This is a genomic window from Barnesiella intestinihominis YIT 11860 (assembly GCF_000296465.1).
In the GTDB taxonomy this organism is placed as follows: Bacteria; Bacteroidota; Bacteroidia; order Bacteroidales; family Barnesiellaceae; genus Barnesiella; species Barnesiella intestinihominis.
The window spans coordinates 158,937-179,977 of sequence record NZ_JH815205.1; the positions used below are offsets into that span (position 1 = coordinate 158,937).

Consider the following 21,041-nt stretch of genomic DNA (forward strand, 5'->3'; position numbering starts at 1 on the left):
AATATGAAAAAGAAAAACATAATCAACTCTATACTACAAAATACCCGTATGCCCGAAGGGTTCTTCGGTAGAATAATTCTACGAGGTATGAACAAGGGACATGCTTCACTCTCCCGCTGGGGGCTCTCCCAAATAGAATGGAAATCCGACTGGACGATACTCGATATCGGGTGCGGAGGTGGAGCGAATCTGAAACGCATGGCAGACTTCTGTCCGCAAGGGAAAATATACGGTATCGATATATCCTCCGAAAGCGTAAAATTCGCTCGAAAGGAAATCAAGAAACTGCTGAATACTCGTTGCTTTATCTCGCAGGGAAACGTAATGAACCTACCCTATGAGAAAGGAACGTTCGATCTGATTACTGCTTTTGAGACCGTCTATTTTTGGGGAAATCTGCAAAAAACTTTCAACGAAGTACACCGGGTTTTGAAAAATGGAGGACTCTTCCTTATCTGCTGCGAAGCTAGCGACCCCTCCGACGAAACATGGACAAGCCGTATCGACGGCATGGTCGTCCATTCTGCCCAAGATTTAGAGTCCTGTCTTGCCCGGTGCGGATTCTCAAATATCACCACACACCGTAGAAATAAAGAAAATATCTGTGTAATCGCACAAAAAATTCAGTAAATCATGAACGCTATTCAAAATATAACCATCGGCCAACCGGATCGTTTGAAAAAGCCCGTTGGCTATACCATATTATCCAATTTGGTAAATATCATACCCTTTTGCCTCTCTATCGAAGCTATCGACGTTATTTTCCGAGCTTTCGACGGGAACGGTACACCACTCGATACCACTCGATTATGGACAATTTCCGGTATACTCGTCATATATGTAGCCGTCATGGTAGCGGCCGAAAGAGCCTCCTACCGGGCGAACTTCCGTGAAGCCTATGCCATGAGTGCCGACGGACGCATCGCTCTGGCAGAACACTTGCGCAAATTATCACTCGGATTTCTATCTCGCCGTGATCCGGGCGACCTGTCCTCTATGATTATCACCGACTTCACCATGGCCGAAACCGGCATATCCCATCATCTGCCTCAACTAATGGGTGCTCTTGTCATGCCTGTACTGGCTTTCCTGTCTCTCCTCTGGATAAATTGGCGCATGTCGGTAGCTATGTTCATAGCTCTTCCCGTAGCCATTCTGATCTTATGGCTCAGTACAAAATTACAACAACGGCTCAGCAGTAAACAGATAGAAGCGAAAATAAACGCAGGCAACCGCATGGAAGAATATCTACAAGGTATTCGGGTCATGAAAGCTTATAATCTTTTAGGCGATCGCTTCGTCAGATTACGCAAAGCGTTCTCCGATTTACGAAAAGCCTGCATACGACAAGAAGCCTTGTTGGGCCCGTTCATCATGCTCTCTATCACAATCGTCCGAGCCGGACTAACCTTAATGATCCTGTGCGGAACCTACCTTCTTATTGGAGGAGAACTCTTGCTAACCACTTTCGTCCTTTTTCTGGTCGTCGGCTCACGGGTATTCGACCCACTGACTTCTGCCTTGACAAACTTCGCCGAATTTCGTTATTTTTCCATTGCCGGAGGACGCATATTAAATTTAATGAAAGAACCCGAAATGAAAGGAGATAGACCCGCTCCCAACGGCGGTGACATTGAATTTCATAATGTATCTTTTGCTTACCAAGATAAAAAGGTTCTGCACCATATTAACCTCACTTTGAAACAAGGTTCCCTAACCGCACTCGTGGGACCGTCGGGCAGTGGAAAAAGCACCTTGATGAAACTCTGTGCCCGATTCTATGATCCTGGGGAAGGTACTGTTTCAATGGGTGGGCAAGACTTATCTACATTAGAGCCCGAATCCCTTATGAAAAATATATCTATGGTTTTCCAAGATGTTTATCTATTCCAAGATACGATTCGCAACAATATCCGATTCGGGAAAAATGATGCTACCGACGAAGAAATTATCGAAGCTGCCAAGAAAGCACAATGTCACGAATTTATCACGAAGCTTTCCAAAGGTTACGATACGATGATAGGTGAAGGAGGTTGTACTTTGTCAGGAGGAGAAAAACAACGCCTCAGTATCGCTCGTGCCATCTTGAAGGATGCTCCCATCGTATTGCTCGACGAGGTGACTGCCTCGCTCGACCCAGAGAATGAAGTGGAAGTACAACGAGCCATTAACACCCTGATAGCTGGTCGTACTGTCATTGTTATCGCTCACCGTCTCAAAACAATCCGTAACGCCGACACGATAGTCGTTCTCGATGAAGGTCGCATTGTAGAAAAAGGCAGACACGAAGACCTTCTGAATAACCACGGATTGTATGCTCATCTCTGGGATATACAAACTCAAATTGCCGGTTGGAAATTATAAGGTATCGCACCGAAACACCGTTCGAGAAGATAAAGGATACAAAGGGGGAACCAATTAATTGGTTTCACCCTTTGTTTATATTATCTTTGCATCGGGAGGTGAAAATAAACTTTCGGTACGATCGAGAATGTCTGCTTTCGCTCCCTGCTTGCACGGTATTTACATAAACCATCAATGGAAAACTAGTTATGGAATATATTTTTGAATTGGAAATGCAAGTGCGCGACTACGAATGCGACATGGAGGGAATCGTTAACAATGCCATCTACCAGCACTACCTCGAACATACCCGTCACGAATTTTTAGCATCATCTGGAATCTCATTTATCGAGATGCACGAGAGAGGTGTAGATCCGGTAGTCAATCGCATCGAAATAAACTATAAAACACCGCTCCGCAGCCGCGACAAATTCATCAGCAAATTATACATGCGCAGGGAAGGCATCAAATATGTCTTTTATCAAGATATTTACAAGACTTCGGGAGAAACATGCATCAAAGCTGTCGTGGAAACGGTGTGTACCGTAAACGGACGAATAAGCCGAGGTGAAGAATTTCTCCCTTATTTCGAGAAGTATCTGCAATAATCCTTTTCTCATTCAAGCCATTATGGAACAAGAGGTGATATATCGTATTGCATTATCCCGATTAAAAGGAATAAACAAAGCCCTCGCCCAGCACATTCATGAAACGGTCGAAAGCCTCGAAACTTTCTTTGAATTACCGGAATCCCAACTACAAAAAATTACCGGGATAAAGGGAAGGATTCTTCACGAAGACAACCGGCAAACAGCCTTACAGGAAGCCCGCAAGGAAATGGAATTTATCCGAAAAGGGAACATCGAACCTCTCTATTTCACAGAGCCGAATTATCCCCAACGGTTACTCGATTGTATCGATGCCCCACCCTTGCTCTATTATCGGGGTAATGCCGATTTAAACTCTTCTAAAATAATCAGTATCGTGGGAACGCGCCGGGCGACCGAATACGGTAAAGATTTCTGTGAAACCCTGATTCGGGATTTATCGGAATATTTTCCTCAACTGGTTATCGTCAGCGGATTGGCGTATGGAATCGACATTTGCGCCCACCGTTGTGCCCTGCGACATGGCTTAAACACGATCGCCGTCCTTGCACATGGATTGGATCACATCTATCCGGCGAACCACCGTTCCACAGCCGTAGAAATGGTATCACACGGAGGATTGCTCACCGAATATACCGGCTACCACCGTATGCATCCGGCATTTTTTGTCGCCCGCAACCGCATTGTCGCCGGACTTGCCGATGCCGTTATCATCGTGGAATCGAGGGAAAAAGGCGGGGCACTTATCACTGCCGGTATAGCCGAAAGCTATCACCGTGATGTATTCGCTCTACCGGGAAGCATACAATCCGAATCGTCAACCGGGTGTAACCACCTGATACGCCGGAATCGGGCAGCCTTAATAACCTCGGCCGACGACCTCGTCGAAGCCATGTGCTGGAACGCCCCACGGAAACAAGCCGTGCAACGCTCGCTTTTTCCGGAGCTCACCGACGAAGAGCAAGTTGTTACGAACTATCTGACACAAAAGGGAGAAGGACAGATAAACCACATGACCATCGATCTGAACCAACCTTTGTCACAACTGCTCTCCATACTGGTGGAACTGGAATTTAAAGGTGTAGTAAAAGCCTTACCGGGAGGCATCTATAAATTATAGGCCATAAAACGAAAGCGGAGAAAAGCCGTATATCGACAACAACTTTTCTCCACCCATACATTCTTCGTGCAAATCTTTATAGATAAGGTTGTGTATCGCTATCGCATCCTTGCTGCTCTTCGCAACAGTCGCAATGTCCGTCACAATGTTCTTCTTTCAGTTCCAATTCGAGAGTAGCATGCTCGATACCCAAATCCTGTAAATCGTGCTTCAACCGATGTTTTACCTCGTGCATGTGCGTAATATCTTTCACAACGATATGTGCTGTCAATGCCGTTTGAGTCGTACTGATGGCCCAAATATGCAGATGATGTACATTAAGGACATCTGGATCGGACGATAGAACGGTTTCCACTTTCTGTACATCGATTCCTTCGGGCACTCCATCGAGAGCGAGTCGTAAACTCTCTTGTAACAAATGCCATGTGGAATAAAGAATCACAAGCCCCACCACGATACCTATTATCGGGTCAATGACATTCCACCCCGTATATTTGATAACAATCCCCGAAACCAACACTCCAACCGATACCAAAGTATCTGCCGCCATGTGTAAGTAAGCTCCTTTGACATTCAAATCTTTCGACTTGTCGGCAAAGAAAAGATAGGCCGTAAAAGCATTGATAACGATGCCTATCGCTGCTACCCATGCGATCGCACCACCGTCGAGGGGAGTAGGATTACTGAACTTCTCGATACTTTCATACAAAATAACGGCAACGGCAACAAACAGAATGGCAGCATTCAATAGCGAAACCAATACGGTACTTTTCTTATATCCATAGGTATATTGCAAAGAAGGTTTAGCCATCGATAACCGCAAAGCGAACATCGCCAACACAAGGCTCACGACATCGCTCAGGTTATGACCCGCATCGGATAACAAGGCCAACGAATCATAATAAAACCCTGCACCGGCTTCGGCCAACACGAAAACAATATTCAATACGATACCGACGATAAACGACCGATTCAATTTCTGCATATCGGGTGTCGGGTGAACATGATGATGGTGGTGATGTTCCATAACCGCTAATTTAGAAAGGTTTGAATCCCATGATTTCACGAACCTCTCGCAATGTTTTCGATGCACTTTCGCGAGCTTTCTCGGCTCCCATCTTCACAACCCGAGCCAAATAGGCCTCATCGTTTTGTATCTCCAAAAAACGTTCCCGAATCGGCAAAGTGACTTTAAGAATATCCTCGGCCAGCTGTTTCTTCAAATCGCCGTAACGAATTTCGCATGTATTGTATTTCTCTTCGAAATAGGCTACCGTGTCGGGAGCAGAAACGATTTTAAGAAGAGTGAACAGATTTTCCACAGGTTCGGCTTTGGGGGAATTGGGCACTTGCGGACCTTCGTCGGTTACCGCCCGCATAATCTTTTTCCTCAAAGTCTTTTCATCGTCCACCAAATAAACGCAGTTGCCTTCCGACTTACCCATTTTTCCCGATCCATCGAGTCCGGGAACTTTTATAGGGTCGCTGCCGAAATTGAAATTCTGAGGTTCGGTAAAATACTCGACACCATAAGTAGAATTAAATCGACGGGCAAAACGGCGTGTCAACTCCAAATGCTGTTCTTGGTCTTTACCCACCGGCACATAATTAGCATGCTGAATAAGAATATCCACAGCCATTAAAGTAGGATAAGTAAGCAGACCGGCATTCACCCGTTTGTTAGAATTACCTCCTATAATCTCGTGCTCTATATCCTCATCGTTATTGGTCTTTATTCCCAACTGTTTACGAGCCTTATCTTTAAATGAAGCCGTCCGCATCAACTCTCCGATACCTACGTGCATATTCATTAACAAATACATTTCGGAAATCTCAGGTACATCGCTCTGTACGAACAAAGTCGATTTCTCAGGATCAAGACCGGCAGCCAAATATTCGCAAAGGATATTCCGAACATTCTCATGTAGAGTTTTCGGATCAGGATGCGTAGTGAGGGCATGTAAGTCGGCAATAAAAAAATAACTATTGTATTTCGACTCTTCCTGCATTTTGACAAAATTACGCAATGCTCCGTAATAATTTCCCAAATGCAAATTTCCCGTGGAACGGATTCCACTGACAACAATTTCTTTCATATATATAGTTCTAACATTTCAACGGCTCATCAAAATACGTTTGCTTTCGTATTATCTATTGCAAAAATACAAAAAATAGCCGCAAAATAGTGCCCGGAATAATGAAAAAGCACGGCAGTAATTCATTTAAAGACATATCTTCCCCGGCTTGTCGGACAATCGAGGATATAATTTCTCGACGATAGCAGGAGTCCCCGCTACAATAGAAACATTACGATCCTCCCGAAACGAACGAACCGTCCCCCCGGCCTCGGTTACAATCAATATACCGGCACAAACGTCCCACAAATGCAAATTGAATTCCCAATACCCGTCCAAAATTCCGGCAGCGACACAACATAAATCAAATGCTGCCGATCCTTGACGACGCACCCCACGAACCATTGGTAAAATACGGGCCAGATTGTCGAGATTATTATCGGGGTTACGATCTTTATCTATGGGAAATCCGGTAGAAACGACAGACTCCTGAGTGTCATTCTTTCCTGAAACATGAATAGAACACCCGTTCAACATAGCTCCTTTTCCTTTACAAGCCTCGTACAGTTCGTTCAAATATGGAGCATAGACCACCCCTAAAACAGTTTCGCCTTTACATTGGAGACCAATAGAGACTGTAAATATAGGCAGTCCTTGACTATAATTGGTTGTTCCGTCCAAAGGATCGATCACCCAACAATACTCCGAATCTCCCGCATGCATACCACTCTCTTCTCCCAATATAGCATGTTCAGGATAGGTCCTCTTTATTTCGCCTATGATATAACGTTCACTTTCTTTATCTGCGACCGTAACCACATCGTGCATATTGAACTTGGTCTCGATATGCAAGTGATTCCCCCTGAAATAAGAAAGTTGTATTTTACCGGCTTCCTTCGCACAGTTTCGGGCAAAAGCAAGCATCTGCTCTATTCTATCCATACCCGTTAAAATTAATCCCGGCTTTCTTCCAGAAGGAAAGAAAGCCGGGTAATCTCTTATCCAATCTCTATTTTAATCCAGATCTTCTACCTCTTCGATAGGAAGCTGACGTCTAAAAATTTCTCGAAACGAAATCAACGTCTCGGTGCGAGATAAACCGATGGGCTGTAATTTCGTATGAATAATTTCAAGTAAATGCTGATTATTACGTGCAAACAATTTGATAAACATATCATACTGTCCTGTCGTAAAATGGCACTCCACTACCTCGGGAATCTTACGCAACTCTTCCACTACATGGGAAAAATCACCCGGATTTTTCAAATAAAAGCCCATGTAGGCACACGTTTCAAATCCTATTTTATTTGAATCTATTATGTATTCCGATCCTTTAAGAATCCCCAAATTCGTCAATTTTTGTACCCGTTGATGAATAGCGGCCCCCGACACATTGCATTCCCTTGCAACTTCGAGAAATGGTATCCGAGCGTTCGAGGCTACAAGTTTAAGAATTTTGTAATCCAACTCGTCCAATTGATGATGTCCCATGGTCTGTTTACGATTTTTACAACTGTTTTATTATTTATTTTGCAAAGATAGTAATAAATTTACACTATTCATCTAATGAACATGTTAATTTTACATGAAGTCGACTAAATATTTTCAAGCCAATCGCTTAACACAAAATCGGTTACAACCTGTAAATGCGATAAACTTTGCCCCTTATTGATAGTCTTTTATCAATTCCAAAACAGACTCGGGTGTATCGAAAGCGAATCGGGGACAGATATTCTCCGACGACACATTCCCCCACAATGCAAGGCCGAAATCGACTCCGGCATTTCGAGCGCATTGATAGTCATAAACAGCATCCCCTACATACAAAACCTCCGATTGCACTGCCCCGGCTCTCTTCAAATAAGCCAAAAGCGGATCCCCGAACGGTTTGGGCCGAGGAGAATCCGTCACATAAATAATGGTGTCGAAATAAGGGGCTATATCCCGCAAACTCGGCTCTTGGACAAACTCTGGATAAGCCTTAGACGTGACTATGCCCAACTTATATCCCTTCTCAGACAACTTCACCAACATATCGGTCACCCCATCGAACAGTTTATTGGCCGAACTATATTTCAAAAAGTTGCGAGTCCAAAGTTGGGATGCAGACTCCACGTCTTTAACACCGAGCTTCCTTAACGATACATCTCCGGGAATCCCCAACACAAAAGTCAGTTCACTCGTTTCGTACGCCCTGTGCTGAATTTCTAAAAGAGTATCCTGCCATGCCCGCAAAACAGCATATCCGCTATCCAACAAAGTCCCGTCTACATCAAAAACAAAATGTTTATACTTCATATCCTATATCGTTAATTTTTTTACATCTAAAAAACAATCACCAGCAATTTATGAGGCCTTACGGTTTTTATTCCCTATAATTACACTCGACCTCCCTACGTCCCAAATACCGCACAATACCCGTTTAAATTCATCTGAAAGATCTCATTTCAGATACAAATGTACATACGCATGCGTAATCAGACAACACTCCCATACAAAATTATACTGAAAAAGAGATGTACATTTTTCATAAAAGCCCTGTTGTCCGATGCCCAATAATATATACGATTCTAAACTACCACGAATAAGCAAACAAGTTGTCCGCTTGATTCATTTATTCTATCTTTGCATAAAATACAATGGTAATTTTCAATCTATTTATAAATGATACAACTCACACAAGTCCATGCAACCGACATTGAATTTTTAAAATTCATAGAACGCATTTATACAGAATCTTTTCCCCCGGACGAAAGGAGAGATTTTTCCGACGTGATACGGCTGCTCGAAGAAAACGACGATTTTTTCATCGTTCTTCTATCTGATGAAAACAAAGCAGTCGGATTTATCTCTTATTGGGAATGGAATGACTTTTCCTATGTCGAACACTTCGCCGTAGACAGCAGTTGCAGAGGATCGGGCTATGGGGCGACTGCCATGACCGAATTGCTAAAACGCATTAACAATCCGGCAGTTCTCGAAGTAGAAAAACCATTAGATGATATTAGTCAACGGAGAATACGCTTTTACGAACGATTAGGTTTCGTTTTATGTACACGTCCATATACCCAACCGCCATATTCTTCTGAAAAACAACCGTTAGAACTATACCTTATGTCTTTTGGAAAGATAGATCTAAATCAAGTTTTCGATACTGTCGCGTCTCGAATCCATCAAAAGGTTTACGGTGTCGAATAGCATATTCTCCAATCTGAAAAAAGTTTGATATGTAAAATGTTAAAAATGAAATTTAATATATTAAAATCCAACGAAAAGATGGTTTCTTAACAACATTATATTATTTTTGTACAAAAATATGCCGTGAGGCAAAACGTTTTATTATGAAAAATCATTCTTTTCTGAAATATTGCACGAGTATACTGCTAATATTTATCGCAGTAGCATGTACTACTGGAAACAAAGAGCAGAAAATTGTCACGGTAACTATACAACCTCAGAAATATTTTGCTGAAAAAATTGCAGGAGACCGGTTCAATATTAACTGTATCGTTCCTCCCGGCAGTAACCCCGAGGCCTACGACCCTTCTCCGTCTCATCTGGTTCATTTGGGCAAAAGTATCGCCTATTTCAAAATCGGGCACATAGGCTTCGAGCTTGCTTGGATGGATAAATTGGAACAGAACAATCCGAATATGAAAATATTCGATACTTCCGAAGGTATCGATATACTTTCAGGTACGCACGAGCACAACGATGCCGATGTACACCACCATCATTTCGATGCCGATCCGCACACATGGAGTTCCCCCAAGAATGTGCGCATCATCGCCCAAAACATGTACGAGGCGTTTGTTAGTATCGATCCCGACGGAGAAAAAGTATTTCGCAAGAACTACGAAGAACTGCTTGACGAAATAAATCAAGTGGATTCCATCATGACCGAACGGCTCTCACCGGTCAGCGGAACTATGTTCGCCATATATCATCCATCTCTCAGCTATTTGGCCAAAGACTACAACCTGCACCAGCTCAGTTTGGAATACAACGGAAAAGAACCGTCCGCTTTTTATTTGAAAAAAGCCATAGACATAGCTCGCGAAAACAACGTGAAAGTTATATTTATCCAACAAGAATTCGATGCCAAACAAGCCGAATCATTCGCATCTGAAATAAATGCGAAGGTAGTTCCTATTAACCCGCTTAGCTATAATTGGAGCGAAGAACTTTTACATATAACCGATGCCATTGCTGGAAAATAAAATAATAGCCATAGAAAACGTATGGCTCTCTTATACAGACAAGAATATCCTCGAAGATATAAATCTGGATATTTATCAAGGTGATTTTCTTTTGATTACCGGCCCTAACGGCGGGGGAAAAACGTCATTGCTGCGTACGATTCTCAGATTACAGAGTCCGACTAAGGGACGAATTTCCTTTTTCAGACAAGGAGAGCCCGTATCTTCATTAGATATGGGTTACCTGCCTCAAAAAAACAGCATAGACAGTCGATTTCCCATTACCGTAGAAGAAGTAGTAGCTTCGGGCCTTATGGGTAACACCCAAAAGGGAAATACAAAATTTGACTCTAAAAAAGAAATAGACGAAATGCTCGACCTCATGGGTATAACCGCTTTGCGCAATAAACCCATCGGGGTGTTATCAGGAGGACAACTCCAACGATCTTTGTTCGGGAGAGCTCTTATTTCTAAGCCGGAAATGTTAATATTGGACGAACCGGCATCTTATATAGATCGTCAATTCGGTAACCGTATGTTCGAGATTCTACGGGATTTATCGAGTAACGGAACAACCATCATGATGGTATCCCATGAAATAGAACCATTCATAACATTGTCCAATCGCAATCTATATATTAATCACATTTTGGGAGACCGCTAAACCCACACAACTATCGGCAAAGTCACCCGCGAGACATTTGTTTCCATAAAATAAGCGAGGCGGATAGAAGTTATCCGCCTCGCTTATTTTAGAGTCTTTTCACTTATTAGTTAGAAAAATCAGTTACATTCTTACGATTGGCAAAAACACGATCGAATTCCTCTTTGGATCCGACAATGAGTTTGTCAAACTCACGTTGCCCCGTACCGGCAGGGATCAAGTGTCCGCAGATAACGTTTTCCTTCATACCTTCCAATGTATCTACCTTACCATTGATAGCAGCCTCGTTGAGCACTTTTGTCGTCTCTTGGAAAGAAGCGGCCGACATAAAGCTCGATGTTTGCAGGGCTGCACGGGTAATACCTTGCAGAATCTGTTCGGAAGTGGCAGGAATTGCATCGCGCACCTGTATCAACTTCAAGTCTTTCCGTTTCAAAGCTGAATTTTCATCGCGCAATTTACGAGCCGTAACGATCTGTCCGGCTTTCAACGTTTGAGAATCGCCCGGATCGGTAACAACTTTTTTACCCCAAATACGGTCATTTTCGTCCATGAAGTCTCGCTTGTCGACAATCTGTTGTTCCAAGAATCGAGTATCGCCCGGATCGAGAATTTGAACCTTACGCATCATTTGACGAACAATCACCTCGAAGTGCTTATCGTTAATCTTCACACCCTGCATACGGTACACATCTTGAACTTCGTTCACGATATATTCCTGTACAGCCGTAGGCCCTTTGATAGCCAAGATATCGGAAGGAGTAACGGCTCCATCGGAAAGCGGTGTCCCGGCACGCACGTAATCGTTCTCTTGTACCAATATTTGTTTGGAAAGAGGAACCAAATATTTCTTCGTCTCACCCGTCTTGGAAACCACAGAGATTTCACGATTACCACGTTTCACTTTCCCGAAGATCACCTCACCGTCGATTTCAGAAACGACAGCCGGATTAGACGGGTTACGAGCTTCGAATAGCTCGGTTACACGAGGAAGACCACCGGTAATGTCACCGGCTTTACCAACCGCACGAGGTATCTTAACGAATACATCTCCCGTTTTAATCGTATCGCCGTCTTCAATCATCAAGTGAGCTCCCACAGGCAAAGCATAACTCTTGATTACCTGTCCGGCTTCATCGAGAATTTGTGCCGACGGTACACGGGTACGGTCTTTCGATTCGATAATGATCTTTTCTTTCAAACCAGATTGTTCGTCCGATTCTACACGATAAGTAACACCTTCTTCCACGGCTTCAAAGTTGACTCTACCGCCCACCTCCGAAACAATTACCGCATTGAAGGGGTCCCATTCGCAAATCATATCGCCTTTCTTAACGGTATCGCCGTTGTTGAAGAAAAGTTTTGATCCATAGGGAATATTGGCTGTCATGAGCACCATTTTCGTATTCGGGTCGATAATACGCATTTCGGCCAATCGACCTACGACAATCTGTACTCTTGTACCGCTATCGGATACATTTTCTACCGTACGAAGTTCGTCTATCTCCAAAATACCCTCGTAACGAGATGTAACGCTCGATACAGCCGCAATATTCGAAGCAATACCACCGACGTGGAATGTACGCAATGTCAGCTGTGTACCCGGCTCACCGATCGACTGCGCAGCAATTACACCCACAGCCTCGCCTTTTTGAACCATGCGGTTATTAGAAAGATTACGTCCGTAACATTTAGCACAAACACCTTTCTTCGATTCGCACGTCAGAACCGAACGAATCTCCACCTGTTCGATAGGAGAATCCTCTATCTTCTTGGCAATAACTTCGGTAATTTCTTCACCGGCGTGAACCAATATCTCGTTAGTCAACGGATTCACTACATCGTGAACAGACACACGTCCTAATATTCTTTCACCCAAAGAAGCTACGACCTCCTCGTTATTCTTAATCTCGGTACAAACCAAACCGCGCAATGTACCGCAATCCTCTTCATGGATAATGACATCGTGGGCTACATCGACCAAACGACGGGTCAAATAACCGGCGTCGGCTGTCTTCAATGCCGTATCGGCAAGACCTTTACGAGCACCGTGCGTAGAGATAAAGTATTCCAACACGGAAAGTCCCTCTTTGAAGTTTGCCAAAATAGGGTTCTCGATGATCTGACCGCCTTCTGCTCCCGACTTTTGGGGTTTGGCCATCAAACCACGCATACCCGACAACTGACGAATCTGATCCTTAGAACCACGAGCTCCCGAATCCAACATCATGAATACCGAATTGAATCCTTGATTGTCGGCAGAAAGTTGTTTCATCAAAATATCGGACAGACGAGAATTTACATGAGTCCATGTATCGATAATCTGATTATAACGCTCGTTATAAGTAATGAAACCCATGTTGTAGTTGTTCATGATCTGTTCCACCTCGGCGTTACCTTCGGCAACCAAAGTCTCTTTTTCGGGCGGAACGAGCACATCACCCAAATTGAAGGACAAACCTCCCTTGAATGCCATGTAGTAACCCAAGTTCTTGATATCATCAAGGAACTGAGCCGAACGAGTCACACCGCAAACTTTAATCACCTTACCGATAATATCGCGCAACGATTTCTTAGAAAGGATTTCATTGACATAGCCGATCTCCTGAGGCACATACTGATTAACCAATACACGACCCACCGACGTATTCTCGACCATGTGCTCGATAATATTACCGTCCTTATCGACATCTTTCACAACGACCGATACCGGAGCGTGCAACGAAACTTTACCTTCGTTGTAAGCGATTTCGGCTTCTTCGGGACCATAGAATTTCAGTCCTTCACCCAACGAACCCGGGCGAAGTTTGGTAATATAATACAATCCCAAAACCATATCCTGCGAAGGCACAGTGATAGGTGCACCATTGGCAGGGTTCAAGATATTATGAGCACCCAACATCAACAGTTGAGCTTCAAGAATAGCCTCGTTTCCGAGAGGCAAGTGAACAGCCATCTGGTCACCGTCGAAGTCGGCGTTAAATGCCGTACAAGCGAGCGGATGCAACTGGATAGCCTTACCTTCGATCATTTTGGGCTGGAACGCCTGAATACCCAAACGGTGCAACGTCGGGGCACGGTTCAACAGCACGGGGTGTCCCTTCATCACGTGTTCGAGGATATCCCATACCACAGGCTCTTTGCGATCGACGATTTTCTTAGCCGATTTTACCGTCTTAACGATACCACGCTCGATAAGTTTACGGATAATAAACGGTTTATACAATTCGGCCGCCATATTTTTGGGCAGACCGCATTCGTGCATTTTCAATTCGGGACCTACGACGATAACCGAACGCGCAGAATAATCGACACGTTTACCCAACAGGTTTTGGCGGAAACGTCCTTGCTTACCTTTCAAACTATCGGAAAGAGACTTTAACGGACGATTAGCCTCGGTTTTCACTGCGCTAGACTTGCGAGAGTTGTCGAGCAAAGAATCCACAGCCTCCTGCAACATACGTTTTTCATTTCGAAGAATAACCTCAGGAGCCTTGATCTCCATCAATCGTTTCAAACGATTGTTACGGATAATTACCCGACGGTACAAATCGTTCAAATCGGAAGTAGCGAAACGACCGCCATCGAGAGGAACCAATGGACGCAATTCGGGAGGGATAACCGGTATGACTTTCAAAATCATCCATTCGGGCCGGTTCCTACCCTTAGAAGCCCGGAACGACTCAACGACTTGGAGCCGTTTCAAAGCCTCGGTTTTGCGTTGCTGAGAGCCATCGGTGCTGGCACGATGACGCAAATCGTAAGACAGCTCATCGAGATCCAAACGAGAAAGCAGATCGTAGATAGCTTCTGCTCCCATCTTAGCGATAAACTTATTCGGATCGGTATCTTCGAGCATCTGATTTTCACGAGGAAGTGAATCCATGATGTTCAAATATTCCTCTTCGGAAAGCAAATCGTAAGTAGCCAAGTCCGATTGAGGTCCCGGCTGTATGACAATATAACGCTCGTAATAGATAACAGCGTCCAATTTCTTGCTGGGCAATCCCAACAAATACCCAATCTTATTGGGTAACGAACGGAAATACCAGATATGAGCTACCGGAACAACAAGCTGTATATGCCCCATGCGTTCGCGGCGCACCTTTTTCTCTGTTACTTCCACACCACATCGGTCGCACACGATACCCTTGTAGCGAATACGTTTATATTTTCCGCAATGACACTCGTAATCTTTTACAGGTCCGAATATACGTTCGCAGAAAAGACCGTCCCGCTCGGGTTTATAGGTACGGTAATTGATGGTTTCGGGTTTCAAGACCTCACCGCTCGAATTTTCCAGAATCTCTTCGGGCGAAGCCAAACCGATCGAAATCTTCGAAAAGTTACTCTTTATTTTGTTATCTTTTCTAAAAGCCATATGTTTTTAATGTATAAAGAGTTATTGGCCGACTGTCACATTTCTGCGACAGTCTGGCCATTGGATTTTATTTATTCTAAGTTGACGCTAAGACCAAGACCTCTCAATTCATGCAATAACACATTCAGAGACTCGGGAATACCGGGTGTCGGCATGGGTTCGCCCTTAACGATTGCCTCATAAGCTTTCGAACGTCCAACCACGTCGTCCGACTTGATCGTCAGGATTTCCTGCAAAACATGAGAAGCACCGAAGGCTTCGAGAGCCCAAACCTCCATTTCTCCGAAACGCTGACCACCGAACTGTGCTTTACCACCCAAAGGCTGTTGCGTAATCAAAGAGTACGGACCGATGGAACGGGCATGCATCTTGTCTTCAACCATGTGACCCAGTTTCAGCATATAGATTACCCCCACCGTAGCCGGCTGGTCGAAACGCTCGCCTGTGCCACCGTCATACAAATAGGTCTTACCATAACGAGGAAGCCCGGCTTTATCGGTCCAAGTATTCAAATCATCAAGGCTCGCCCCGTCGAAAATCGGAGTCGCAAATTTTTCTCCCAACTCGGCTCCAGCCCAACCTAAAACGGTCTCGAAAATCTGTCCCAAGTTCATACGAGAAGGCACACCCAACGGGTTCAAAACGATATCGACCGGAGTTCCGTCAGCCAAGAAAGGCATGTCTTCCTGACGAACGATACGCGAAACGATACCCTTGTTACCGTGACGTCCGGCCATCTTATCGCCCACGCTTATCTTACGCTTCTTGGCAATATACACTTTGGCCATTTGCACGATACCAGAAGGAAGTTCATCTCCGATAGAAATATCGAATTTCTTACGACGCAACTCGGCATCATATTCTTTATACTTCTTCAAATAATTGATGATGGTAGCGCGTATCAATTCGTTCTTAGCGGCATCGGTCGTCCACTTGCTTACCTGTACCGTCGTATAATCGATTTTATTCAGAACAGCCTGAGTGAATTTCGTTCCCTTCGACACGACATCGGTTCCCATGAAATCTTTCACACCCTGAGAAACCTTACCTTGTGTCAAAACAAGCAACTTATCGATGAGAATGGCTTTCAAACCGTTCATCTTTTCTTCATATTCCTCGTCGAGTTTCGGAAGAATGGCTTTGTCGCTGAGTTTCGATTTTTTCTTTTTAATGGCACGAGAGAATAGATTCGTACCGATAACGACACCTTTCAACGAAGGAGTAGCTTTCAAGGAAGCATCTTTCACATCGCCGGCCTTATCACCGAAAATCGCACGAAGCAATTTTTCTTCGGGAGAAGGATCGGATTCTCCTTTCGGAGTAATCTTACCGATCATAATATCTCCGGGATTAACCTGAGCTCCGATACGAATAATACCACGTTCATCGAGGTCTTTCGTAGCATCCTCGCTTACATTGGGAATATCGGAAGTAAGTTCCTCCATACCGCGCTTGGTCTCACGCACTTCCAACGAATATTCATCGACGTGAACCGAAGTAAGAATGTCTTCACGAACGACACGCTCGTTCAACACGATAGCATCCTCGTAGTTATATCCTTTCCACGGCATGAATGCGACTTTGAGGTTACGTCCCAAAGCCAACTCGCCATTCTCGGTGGAATAACCTTCGGTAAGAATATCCCCGGCTTTAACCCGGTCTCCCTTGTGGCAGATAGGACGCAAATCGATAGTCGTGCTCTGGTTCGTTTTACGGAACTTGGGTATGATATATTCTTTTACGGAATCTTCAAAACTTACAAATTCTTCATCTTCCGTACGATCGTAGCGAATACGAATCGTAGTGGCATCGACAAACTCGATAACGCCATCGCCCTCGGCCGTAATCTGCGTACGAGAATCGCGAATCAACTGACCCTCGATACCCGTTCCCACAATAGGAGCTTCGGGACGCAATAAAGGAACTGCTTGGCGCATCATGTTCGACCCCATCAATGCACGGTTCGCATCATCGTGTTCGAGGAACGGAATCAACGATGCCGCGATAGAAGCTATCTGAGTAGGCGACACGTCCATCAAATTCACCTGATCGGGCGACACGACGGGGAAATCGGCCTCCAAACGAGATTTTACCCGATTGCGGACAAATGTACCGTCGTCATTCAACGGAGCATTACCCTGCGCTACCACCAAGTTTTCCTCGGCTTCGGCGGTCAAATAAACCACACCCTCGGGCGACAAATCTACTTTCCCATTTTCTACTTTTCGATACGGAGTTTCGATGAAGCCCAGATCGTTAATTTTAGCATATACACAAAGAGACGAGATCAAACCGATATTAGGACCTTCGGGAGTCTCGATAGGACAAAGACGTCCATAGTGCGTATAGTGCACGTCACGAACCTCGAAACCGGCGCGTTCGCGAGACAAACCGCCGGGACCCAAAGCCGACATACGACGCTTGTGAGTAATTTCGGCCAACGGATTCGTCTGATCCATGAACTGCGACAAAGCGTTCGTCCCGAAGAATGTATTGATAACAGACGATATCGTCTTTGCATTAATCAAATCGATGGGAGTAAACACCTCGTTATCCCGCACGTTCATTCTCTCACGAATGGTACGCGCCATACGAGCCAACCCCACTCCGAACTGATTATATAATTGTTCTCCTACCGTGCGCACACGACGGTTGCTCAAATGGTCTATATCATCGACATCGGTCTTCGAGTTAATCAACTCGATAAGATATTTGATAATTTCGATGATATCCTCTTTCGTAAGCACCTTCACATCGGGCGAGGTAGAGAGGTTTAATTTCTTGTTTATTCTATAACGTCCTACTTCTCCCAAATCGTAACGTTTCTCCGAGAAGAAAAGGTTGGTAATCACCTCGCGGGCACTGGCATCATCGGCAGGCTCGGCATTACGTAATTGGCGATAAATATACAACACGGCTTCTTTCTCCGAGTTGCTGGAATCCTTTTGCAACGTATTGAATATAATCGAGTAATCCGACGTGTTGCTATCCTCTTTATGCAACAAGATATTTTGGACTCCCGATTCGATAATATCGGCAATATGCGATTCTTCAAGGACAGTTTCACGAGGAATGACAATCTCGGTACGTTCGATAGAAACGACCTCACCGGTATCCTCGTCTACAAAGTCTTCCACCCAAGCCTTAACGACATTACCCGCCAATCTGCGGCCAATGGCTTTTTTCAAACTTGCTTTGGAGACTTTCAAGTCTTCTGCCAAACCGAATATTTCGAGAATATCCTTATCGGTCTCGAAACCAATCGCACGCAACAAAGTGGTAACGGGCAACTTTTTCTTCCGGTCGATATAGGCATACATCACGTTGTTTATATCAGTGGCAAATTCAATCCAAGAGCCCCTGAACGGAATAATACGTGCCGAATAAAGTTTTGTACCGTTAGCGTGTATACTTTGTCCGAAGAACACGCCCGGAGAACGGTGCAACTGCGAAACGACAACACGTTCGGCCCCATTGATAACAAACGTACCCTTAGCAGTCATATAAGGGATAGGACCTAAATAAACGTCTTGAATTACCGTAGCAAAATCCTCATGATCAGGATCGGTACAGTATAATTTCAATTTGGCCTTTAACGGTACGCTGTAAGTCAACCCTCTTTCGAGACATTCTTCAATCGTATATCTCGGCGGATCGATATAATAGTCCAAAAATTCGAGGACAAAGTTATTGCGCGTATCAGCAATGGGGAAATTCTCGGCGAATACCTTGAAAAGCCCTTCGTTTTTTCTTTTTTCAGGCGGGGTGTCGAGTTGCAAAAAGTCTTGAAATGACTTCAACTGAACTTCAAGGAAATCCGGATAAGGAAGCGGATTCTTAATTGAAGCGAAATTTACGCGTGGTTTACCTATTGTAGAAGACATTTATAAAAGGGATTAAGTGAACTTAATTAAAAATATATACACAAAAAGGTTAAGAATCACCGAGTGAGATGATTCTTAACCAAACTCTCTGATTAACAGATGTATTATTTAAGTTCAACTTCTGCTCCAGCTTCTTCCAATTGTTTTTTCAAAGCCTCAGCATCAGCCTTAGCAAGACCTTCTTTGATGTTGTTAGGAGCACCGTCTACAAGGTCTTTTGCTTCTTTCAAGCCAAGTCCGGTGAGTTCTTTCACCAATTTAACGATAGCAAGTTTATTTGCACCAGCAGCTTTCAAAACAACATCGAAAGATGTTTTTTCTTCAGCAGCAGCTCCACCAGCGGCAGGAGCAGCAGCAACAGCAACAGCTGCAGCAGCAGGTTCAATACCATATTCGTCTTTCAAAATTTGAGCAAGTTCGTTTACTTCCTTTACGGTCAAGTTAACTAATTGTTCTGCAAAAGCTTTCAAATCTGCCATTTTTGTATGAATTAAATGTTATTATTCGTAATAATGTTTTTTGTATAAATTTTATCTTTCTGATAGAGTCTGCAATACTCCATGTAAGGTAGAACCACTTGACTGAAGAGCCGATACAACATTCTTTGCAGGAGATTGTAAGAGGGCGATAACCTCAGCAATAAGTTCGTTTTTGCTCTTGATAGCAACAAGTGCATCAAGCTGATCGGCTCCGATATAAAACCCTTCTTCTACATAAGCGGCTTTTAGAACCAAATCTTCAGAAGTCTTTCTGAACTCCTTAATCAGCTTTGCAGGTGCATTGCCAACATTTGCAAAGAACATCGTTGTAGAACCCTTCAAAGAACCATACAAGGGCGAATAATCGGTATCGAGCCCTTCCAGTGCCTTGTGTAACAAAGCGTTCTTAACAACCATCATTTTGATACCTTCTTTGAAACATGCACGACGTAAATTGCTTGTTTTTTCAGCATTCAACGTTGCTGTTTCTGCAAGGTAAAAGCAGCTGTACTCCTTTACAGTTTCTGCTATTTGCGCAATAATAGTGCCTTTATCTTCCTTTCTCATAATTCCTTGTTTTAGATCTCGTCAACTGATTTAGGATCAATCTTGATACCCGGGCTCATTGTACTCGAAAGATAAATACTCTTGATATAAGTACCCTTAGCAGCAGTAGGTTTCAGTTTTATCAATGTCGAAACAAATTCTTTCGCATTATCGCGAATCTGATCGGCAGTAAACGAAATCTTACCTATAGAGGCATGTACTATACCATTCTTATCGACTTTGAAATCGATTTTTCCTTGTTTTACTTCTTTTACAGCTTTAGCGACATCGGGAGTCACAGTTCCGCTCTTAGGATTAGGCATCAAACCACGAGGGCCTAATACACGTCCCAAAGCACCGATCTTACCCATGATAGCAGGCATCGTAATGATTACGTCGATATCGGTCCAACCGCCTTTGATCTTCTCGATATATTCGTCCAATCCTACGTAATCGGCTCCGGCTTCCTTAGCGGCAGCTTCGGCATCGGGAGTACAAAGTACCAACACACGCACTTGCTTACCCGTTCCATGAGGCAACGATACGACACCTCTTACCATTTGATTGGCTTTACGAGGATCAACGCCTAAGCGTACATCAATATCAAGCGATGCATCGAATTTGGTATAAGTAATATCTTTTACCAATTGAGATGCCTCGCCGAGTGAGTAGGCCTTCCCTGCTTCAATCTTTGCTAAAGCTAACTTTTGATTTTTTGTCAGTTTACCCATTTCAATTGAAG

General features: G+C 44.0%; 17 protein-coding genes. 7 read left to right on the top strand and 10 right to left on the bottom strand.

Translation table 11 applies throughout. The features are described from left to right. Nucleotides 1-3 precede the first annotated feature (3 nt). From HMPREF9448_RS09510 to dprA, 4 genes are all read left to right on the top strand, one after another. Nucleotides 4-630 carry a class I SAM-dependent methyltransferase gene (locus HMPREF9448_RS09510; RefSeq protein ID WP_008862354.1) on the top strand — a complete coding sequence of 209 codons (627 nt, stop codon included), beginning with the start codon at nucleotides 4-6 and terminating at the stop codon, nucleotides 628-630. 3 nt (nucleotides 631-633) lie between these two features. Further along, nucleotides 634-2,364, top strand: a complete 1,731-nt coding sequence (locus tag HMPREF9448_RS09515) for an ABC transporter ATP-binding protein (protein WP_008862355.1) — start codon at nucleotides 634-636, stop codon at nucleotides 2,362-2,364. Nucleotides 2,365-2,552: 188 nt separating this feature from the next. Continuing rightward, nucleotides 2,553-2,951, top strand: coding sequence for an acyl-CoA thioesterase (locus HMPREF9448_RS09520; protein WP_008862356.1), 399 nt, complete (start codon nucleotides 2,553-2,555; stop codon nucleotides 2,949-2,951). A gap of 22 nt (nucleotides 2,952-2,973) precedes the next feature. Beyond that, nucleotides 2,974-4,071 carry a DNA-processing protein DprA gene (gene dprA, locus HMPREF9448_RS09525; protein WP_008862357.1) on the top strand — a complete coding sequence of 366 codons (1,098 nt, stop codon included), beginning with the start codon at nucleotides 2,974-2,976 and terminating at the stop codon, nucleotides 4,069-4,071. A gap of 76 nt (nucleotides 4,072-4,147) precedes the next feature. Here the strand turns inward: dprA and HMPREF9448_RS09530 are convergent, their stop codons facing one another. From HMPREF9448_RS09530 to HMPREF9448_RS09550, 5 genes are all read right to left on the bottom strand, one after another. After that, entirely contained in the window at nucleotides 4,148-5,098 is a 951-nt protein-coding gene (locus HMPREF9448_RS09530; RefSeq protein WP_008862358.1) for a cation diffusion facilitator family transporter, read from the bottom strand. Nucleotides 5,099-5,108: 10 nt separating this feature from the next. Beyond that, nucleotides 5,109-6,167, bottom strand: coding sequence for a tryptophan--tRNA ligase (trpS, locus tag HMPREF9448_RS09535; protein WP_008862359.1), 1,059 nt, complete (start codon nucleotides 6,165-6,167; stop codon nucleotides 5,109-5,111). 126 nt (nucleotides 6,168-6,293) lie between these two features. After that, a complete protein-coding gene (locus tag HMPREF9448_RS09540) occupies nucleotides 6,294-7,088 on the bottom strand; it encodes an inositol monophosphatase family protein (RefSeq protein ID WP_008862360.1) in 795 nt (264 codons plus the stop codon). Nucleotides 7,089-7,160: 72 nt separating this feature from the next. Beyond that, nucleotides 7,161-7,637 carry an Lrp/AsnC family transcriptional regulator gene (locus HMPREF9448_RS09545; RefSeq protein ID WP_008862361.1) on the bottom strand — a complete coding sequence of 159 codons (477 nt, stop codon included), beginning with the start codon at nucleotides 7,635-7,637 and terminating at the stop codon, nucleotides 7,161-7,163. Nucleotides 7,638-7,811: 174 nt separating this feature from the next. Further along, the gene (locus tag HMPREF9448_RS09550) at nucleotides 7,812-8,444 is read right to left on the bottom strand and encodes an HAD family hydrolase (RefSeq protein ID WP_008862362.1); all 633 of its coding nucleotides are present in this window, start codon (nucleotides 8,442-8,444) and stop codon (nucleotides 7,812-7,814) included. 366 nt (nucleotides 8,445-8,810) lie between these two features. Here HMPREF9448_RS09550 and HMPREF9448_RS09555 point away from each other — a divergent pair, with 366 nt between their 5' ends. The 3 genes from HMPREF9448_RS09555 to HMPREF9448_RS09565 all read left to right on the top strand — a co-directional run bounded on the left by HMPREF9448_RS09555 (nucleotide 8,811) and on the right by HMPREF9448_RS09565 (nucleotide 11,009). Then, complete coding sequence (locus tag HMPREF9448_RS09555) at nucleotides 8,811-9,344, top strand: GNAT family N-acetyltransferase (protein ID WP_008862364.1); 534 nt, start codon at nucleotides 8,811-8,813, stop codon at nucleotides 9,342-9,344. 143 nt (nucleotides 9,345-9,487) lie between these two features. After that, nucleotides 9,488-10,366 carry a metal ABC transporter solute-binding protein, Zn/Mn family gene (locus HMPREF9448_RS09560; protein WP_008862365.1) on the top strand — a complete coding sequence of 293 codons (879 nt, stop codon included), beginning with the start codon at nucleotides 9,488-9,490 and terminating at the stop codon, nucleotides 10,364-10,366. Then, entirely contained in the window at nucleotides 10,347-11,009 is a 663-nt protein-coding gene (locus HMPREF9448_RS09565) for a metal ABC transporter ATP-binding protein (RefSeq protein ID WP_008862366.1), read from the top strand. The genes HMPREF9448_RS09560 and HMPREF9448_RS09565 overlap by 20 nt, the downstream gene beginning before the upstream one ends. A 106-nt stretch (nucleotides 11,010-11,115) precedes the next feature. On the opposite strand, the gene rpoC is transcribed toward HMPREF9448_RS09565, so the two are convergent. The 5 genes from rpoC to rplA form a co-directional block, all read right to left on the bottom strand. Further along, complete coding sequence (gene rpoC / locus HMPREF9448_RS09570) at nucleotides 11,116-15,390, bottom strand: DNA-directed RNA polymerase subunit beta' (RefSeq protein ID WP_008862367.1); 4,275 nt, start codon at nucleotides 15,388-15,390, stop codon at nucleotides 11,116-11,118. Between the two features lie 71 nt (nucleotides 15,391-15,461). Then, nucleotides 15,462-19,274 (bottom strand): DNA-directed RNA polymerase subunit beta, encoded by a 3,813-nt coding sequence (gene rpoB / locus HMPREF9448_RS09575; protein WP_008862368.1) that lies wholly within the window; start codon nucleotides 19,272-19,274, stop codon nucleotides 15,462-15,464. 104 nt (nucleotides 19,275-19,378) lie between these two features. Continuing rightward, on the bottom strand, nucleotides 19,379-19,753 hold the full coding sequence (gene rplL / locus HMPREF9448_RS09580; RefSeq protein WP_008862369.1) for a 50S ribosomal protein L7/L12: 375 nt from the start codon (nucleotides 19,751-19,753) through the stop codon (nucleotides 19,379-19,381). A gap of 51 nt (nucleotides 19,754-19,804) precedes the next feature. Next, nucleotides 19,805-20,320 carry a 50S ribosomal protein L10 gene (rplJ, locus tag HMPREF9448_RS09585; RefSeq protein ID WP_008862370.1) on the bottom strand — a complete coding sequence of 172 codons (516 nt, stop codon included), beginning with the start codon at nucleotides 20,318-20,320 and terminating at the stop codon, nucleotides 19,805-19,807. Between the two features lie 11 nt (nucleotides 20,321-20,331). After that, nucleotides 20,332-21,030, bottom strand: a complete 699-nt coding sequence (rplA, locus tag HMPREF9448_RS09590) for a 50S ribosomal protein L1 (protein WP_008862371.1) — start codon at nucleotides 21,028-21,030, stop codon at nucleotides 20,332-20,334. Nucleotides 21,031-21,041: the final 11 nt, after the last annotated feature.

What these genes read in the sequence shown, in the direction of transcription:
- HMPREF9448_RS09510 (WP_008862354.1), top strand. Translation starts at nt 4, where the DNA reads ATGAAAAAGAAAAACATAATCAACTCTATACTACAAAATACCCGTATG.
- HMPREF9448_RS09555 (WP_008862364.1), top strand. Translation starts at nt 8,811, where the DNA reads ATGATACAACTCACACAAGTCCATGCAACCGACATTGAATTTTTAAAA.
- HMPREF9448_RS09550 (WP_008862362.1), bottom strand. Translation starts at nt 8,444, where the DNA reads ATGAAGTATAAACATTTTGTTTTTGATGTAGACGGGACTTTGTTGGAT.
- trpS (WP_008862359.1), bottom strand. Translation starts at nt 6,167, where the DNA reads ATGAAAGAAATTGTTGTCAGTGGAATCCGTTCCACGGGAAATTTGCAT.
- HMPREF9448_RS09520 (WP_008862356.1), top strand. Translation starts at nt 2,553, where the DNA reads ATGGAATATATTTTTGAATTGGAAATGCAAGTGCGCGACTACGAATGC.
- rpoB (WP_008862368.1), bottom strand. Translation starts at nt 19,274, where the DNA reads ATGTCTTCTACAATAGGTAAACCACGCGTAAATTTCGCTTCAATTAAG.
- rplA (WP_008862371.1), bottom strand. Translation starts at nt 21,030, where the DNA reads ATGGGTAAACTGACAAAAAATCAAAAGTTAGCTTTAGCAAAGATTGAA.
- HMPREF9448_RS09530 (WP_008862358.1), bottom strand. Translation starts at nt 5,098, where the DNA reads ATGGAACATCACCACCATCATCATGTTCACCCGACACCCGATATGCAG.
- HMPREF9448_RS09565 (WP_008862366.1), top strand. Translation starts at nt 10,347, where the DNA reads ATGCCATTGCTGGAAAATAAAATAATAGCCATAGAAAACGTATGGCTC.
- rplL (WP_008862369.1), bottom strand. Translation starts at nt 19,753, where the DNA reads ATGGCAGATTTGAAAGCTTTTGCAGAACAATTAGTTAACTTGACCGTA.
- rplJ (WP_008862370.1), bottom strand. Translation starts at nt 20,320, where the DNA reads ATGAGAAAGGAAGATAAAGGCACTATTATTGCGCAAATAGCAGAAACT.
- rpoC (WP_008862367.1), bottom strand. Translation starts at nt 15,390, where the DNA reads ATGGCTTTTAGAAAAGATAACAAAATAAAGAGTAACTTTTCGAAGATT.
- HMPREF9448_RS09545 (WP_008862361.1), bottom strand. Translation starts at nt 7,637, where the DNA reads ATGGGACATCATCAATTGGACGAGTTGGATTACAAAATTCTTAAACTT.
- HMPREF9448_RS09515 (WP_008862355.1), top strand. Translation starts at nt 634, where the DNA reads ATGAACGCTATTCAAAATATAACCATCGGCCAACCGGATCGTTTGAAA.
- HMPREF9448_RS09560 (WP_008862365.1), top strand. Translation starts at nt 9,488, where the DNA reads ATGAAAAATCATTCTTTTCTGAAATATTGCACGAGTATACTGCTAATA.
- dprA (WP_008862357.1), top strand. Translation starts at nt 2,974, where the DNA reads ATGGAACAAGAGGTGATATATCGTATTGCATTATCCCGATTAAAAGGA.
- HMPREF9448_RS09540 (WP_008862360.1), bottom strand. Translation starts at nt 7,088, where the DNA reads ATGGATAGAATAGAGCAGATGCTTGCTTTTGCCCGAAACTGTGCGAAG.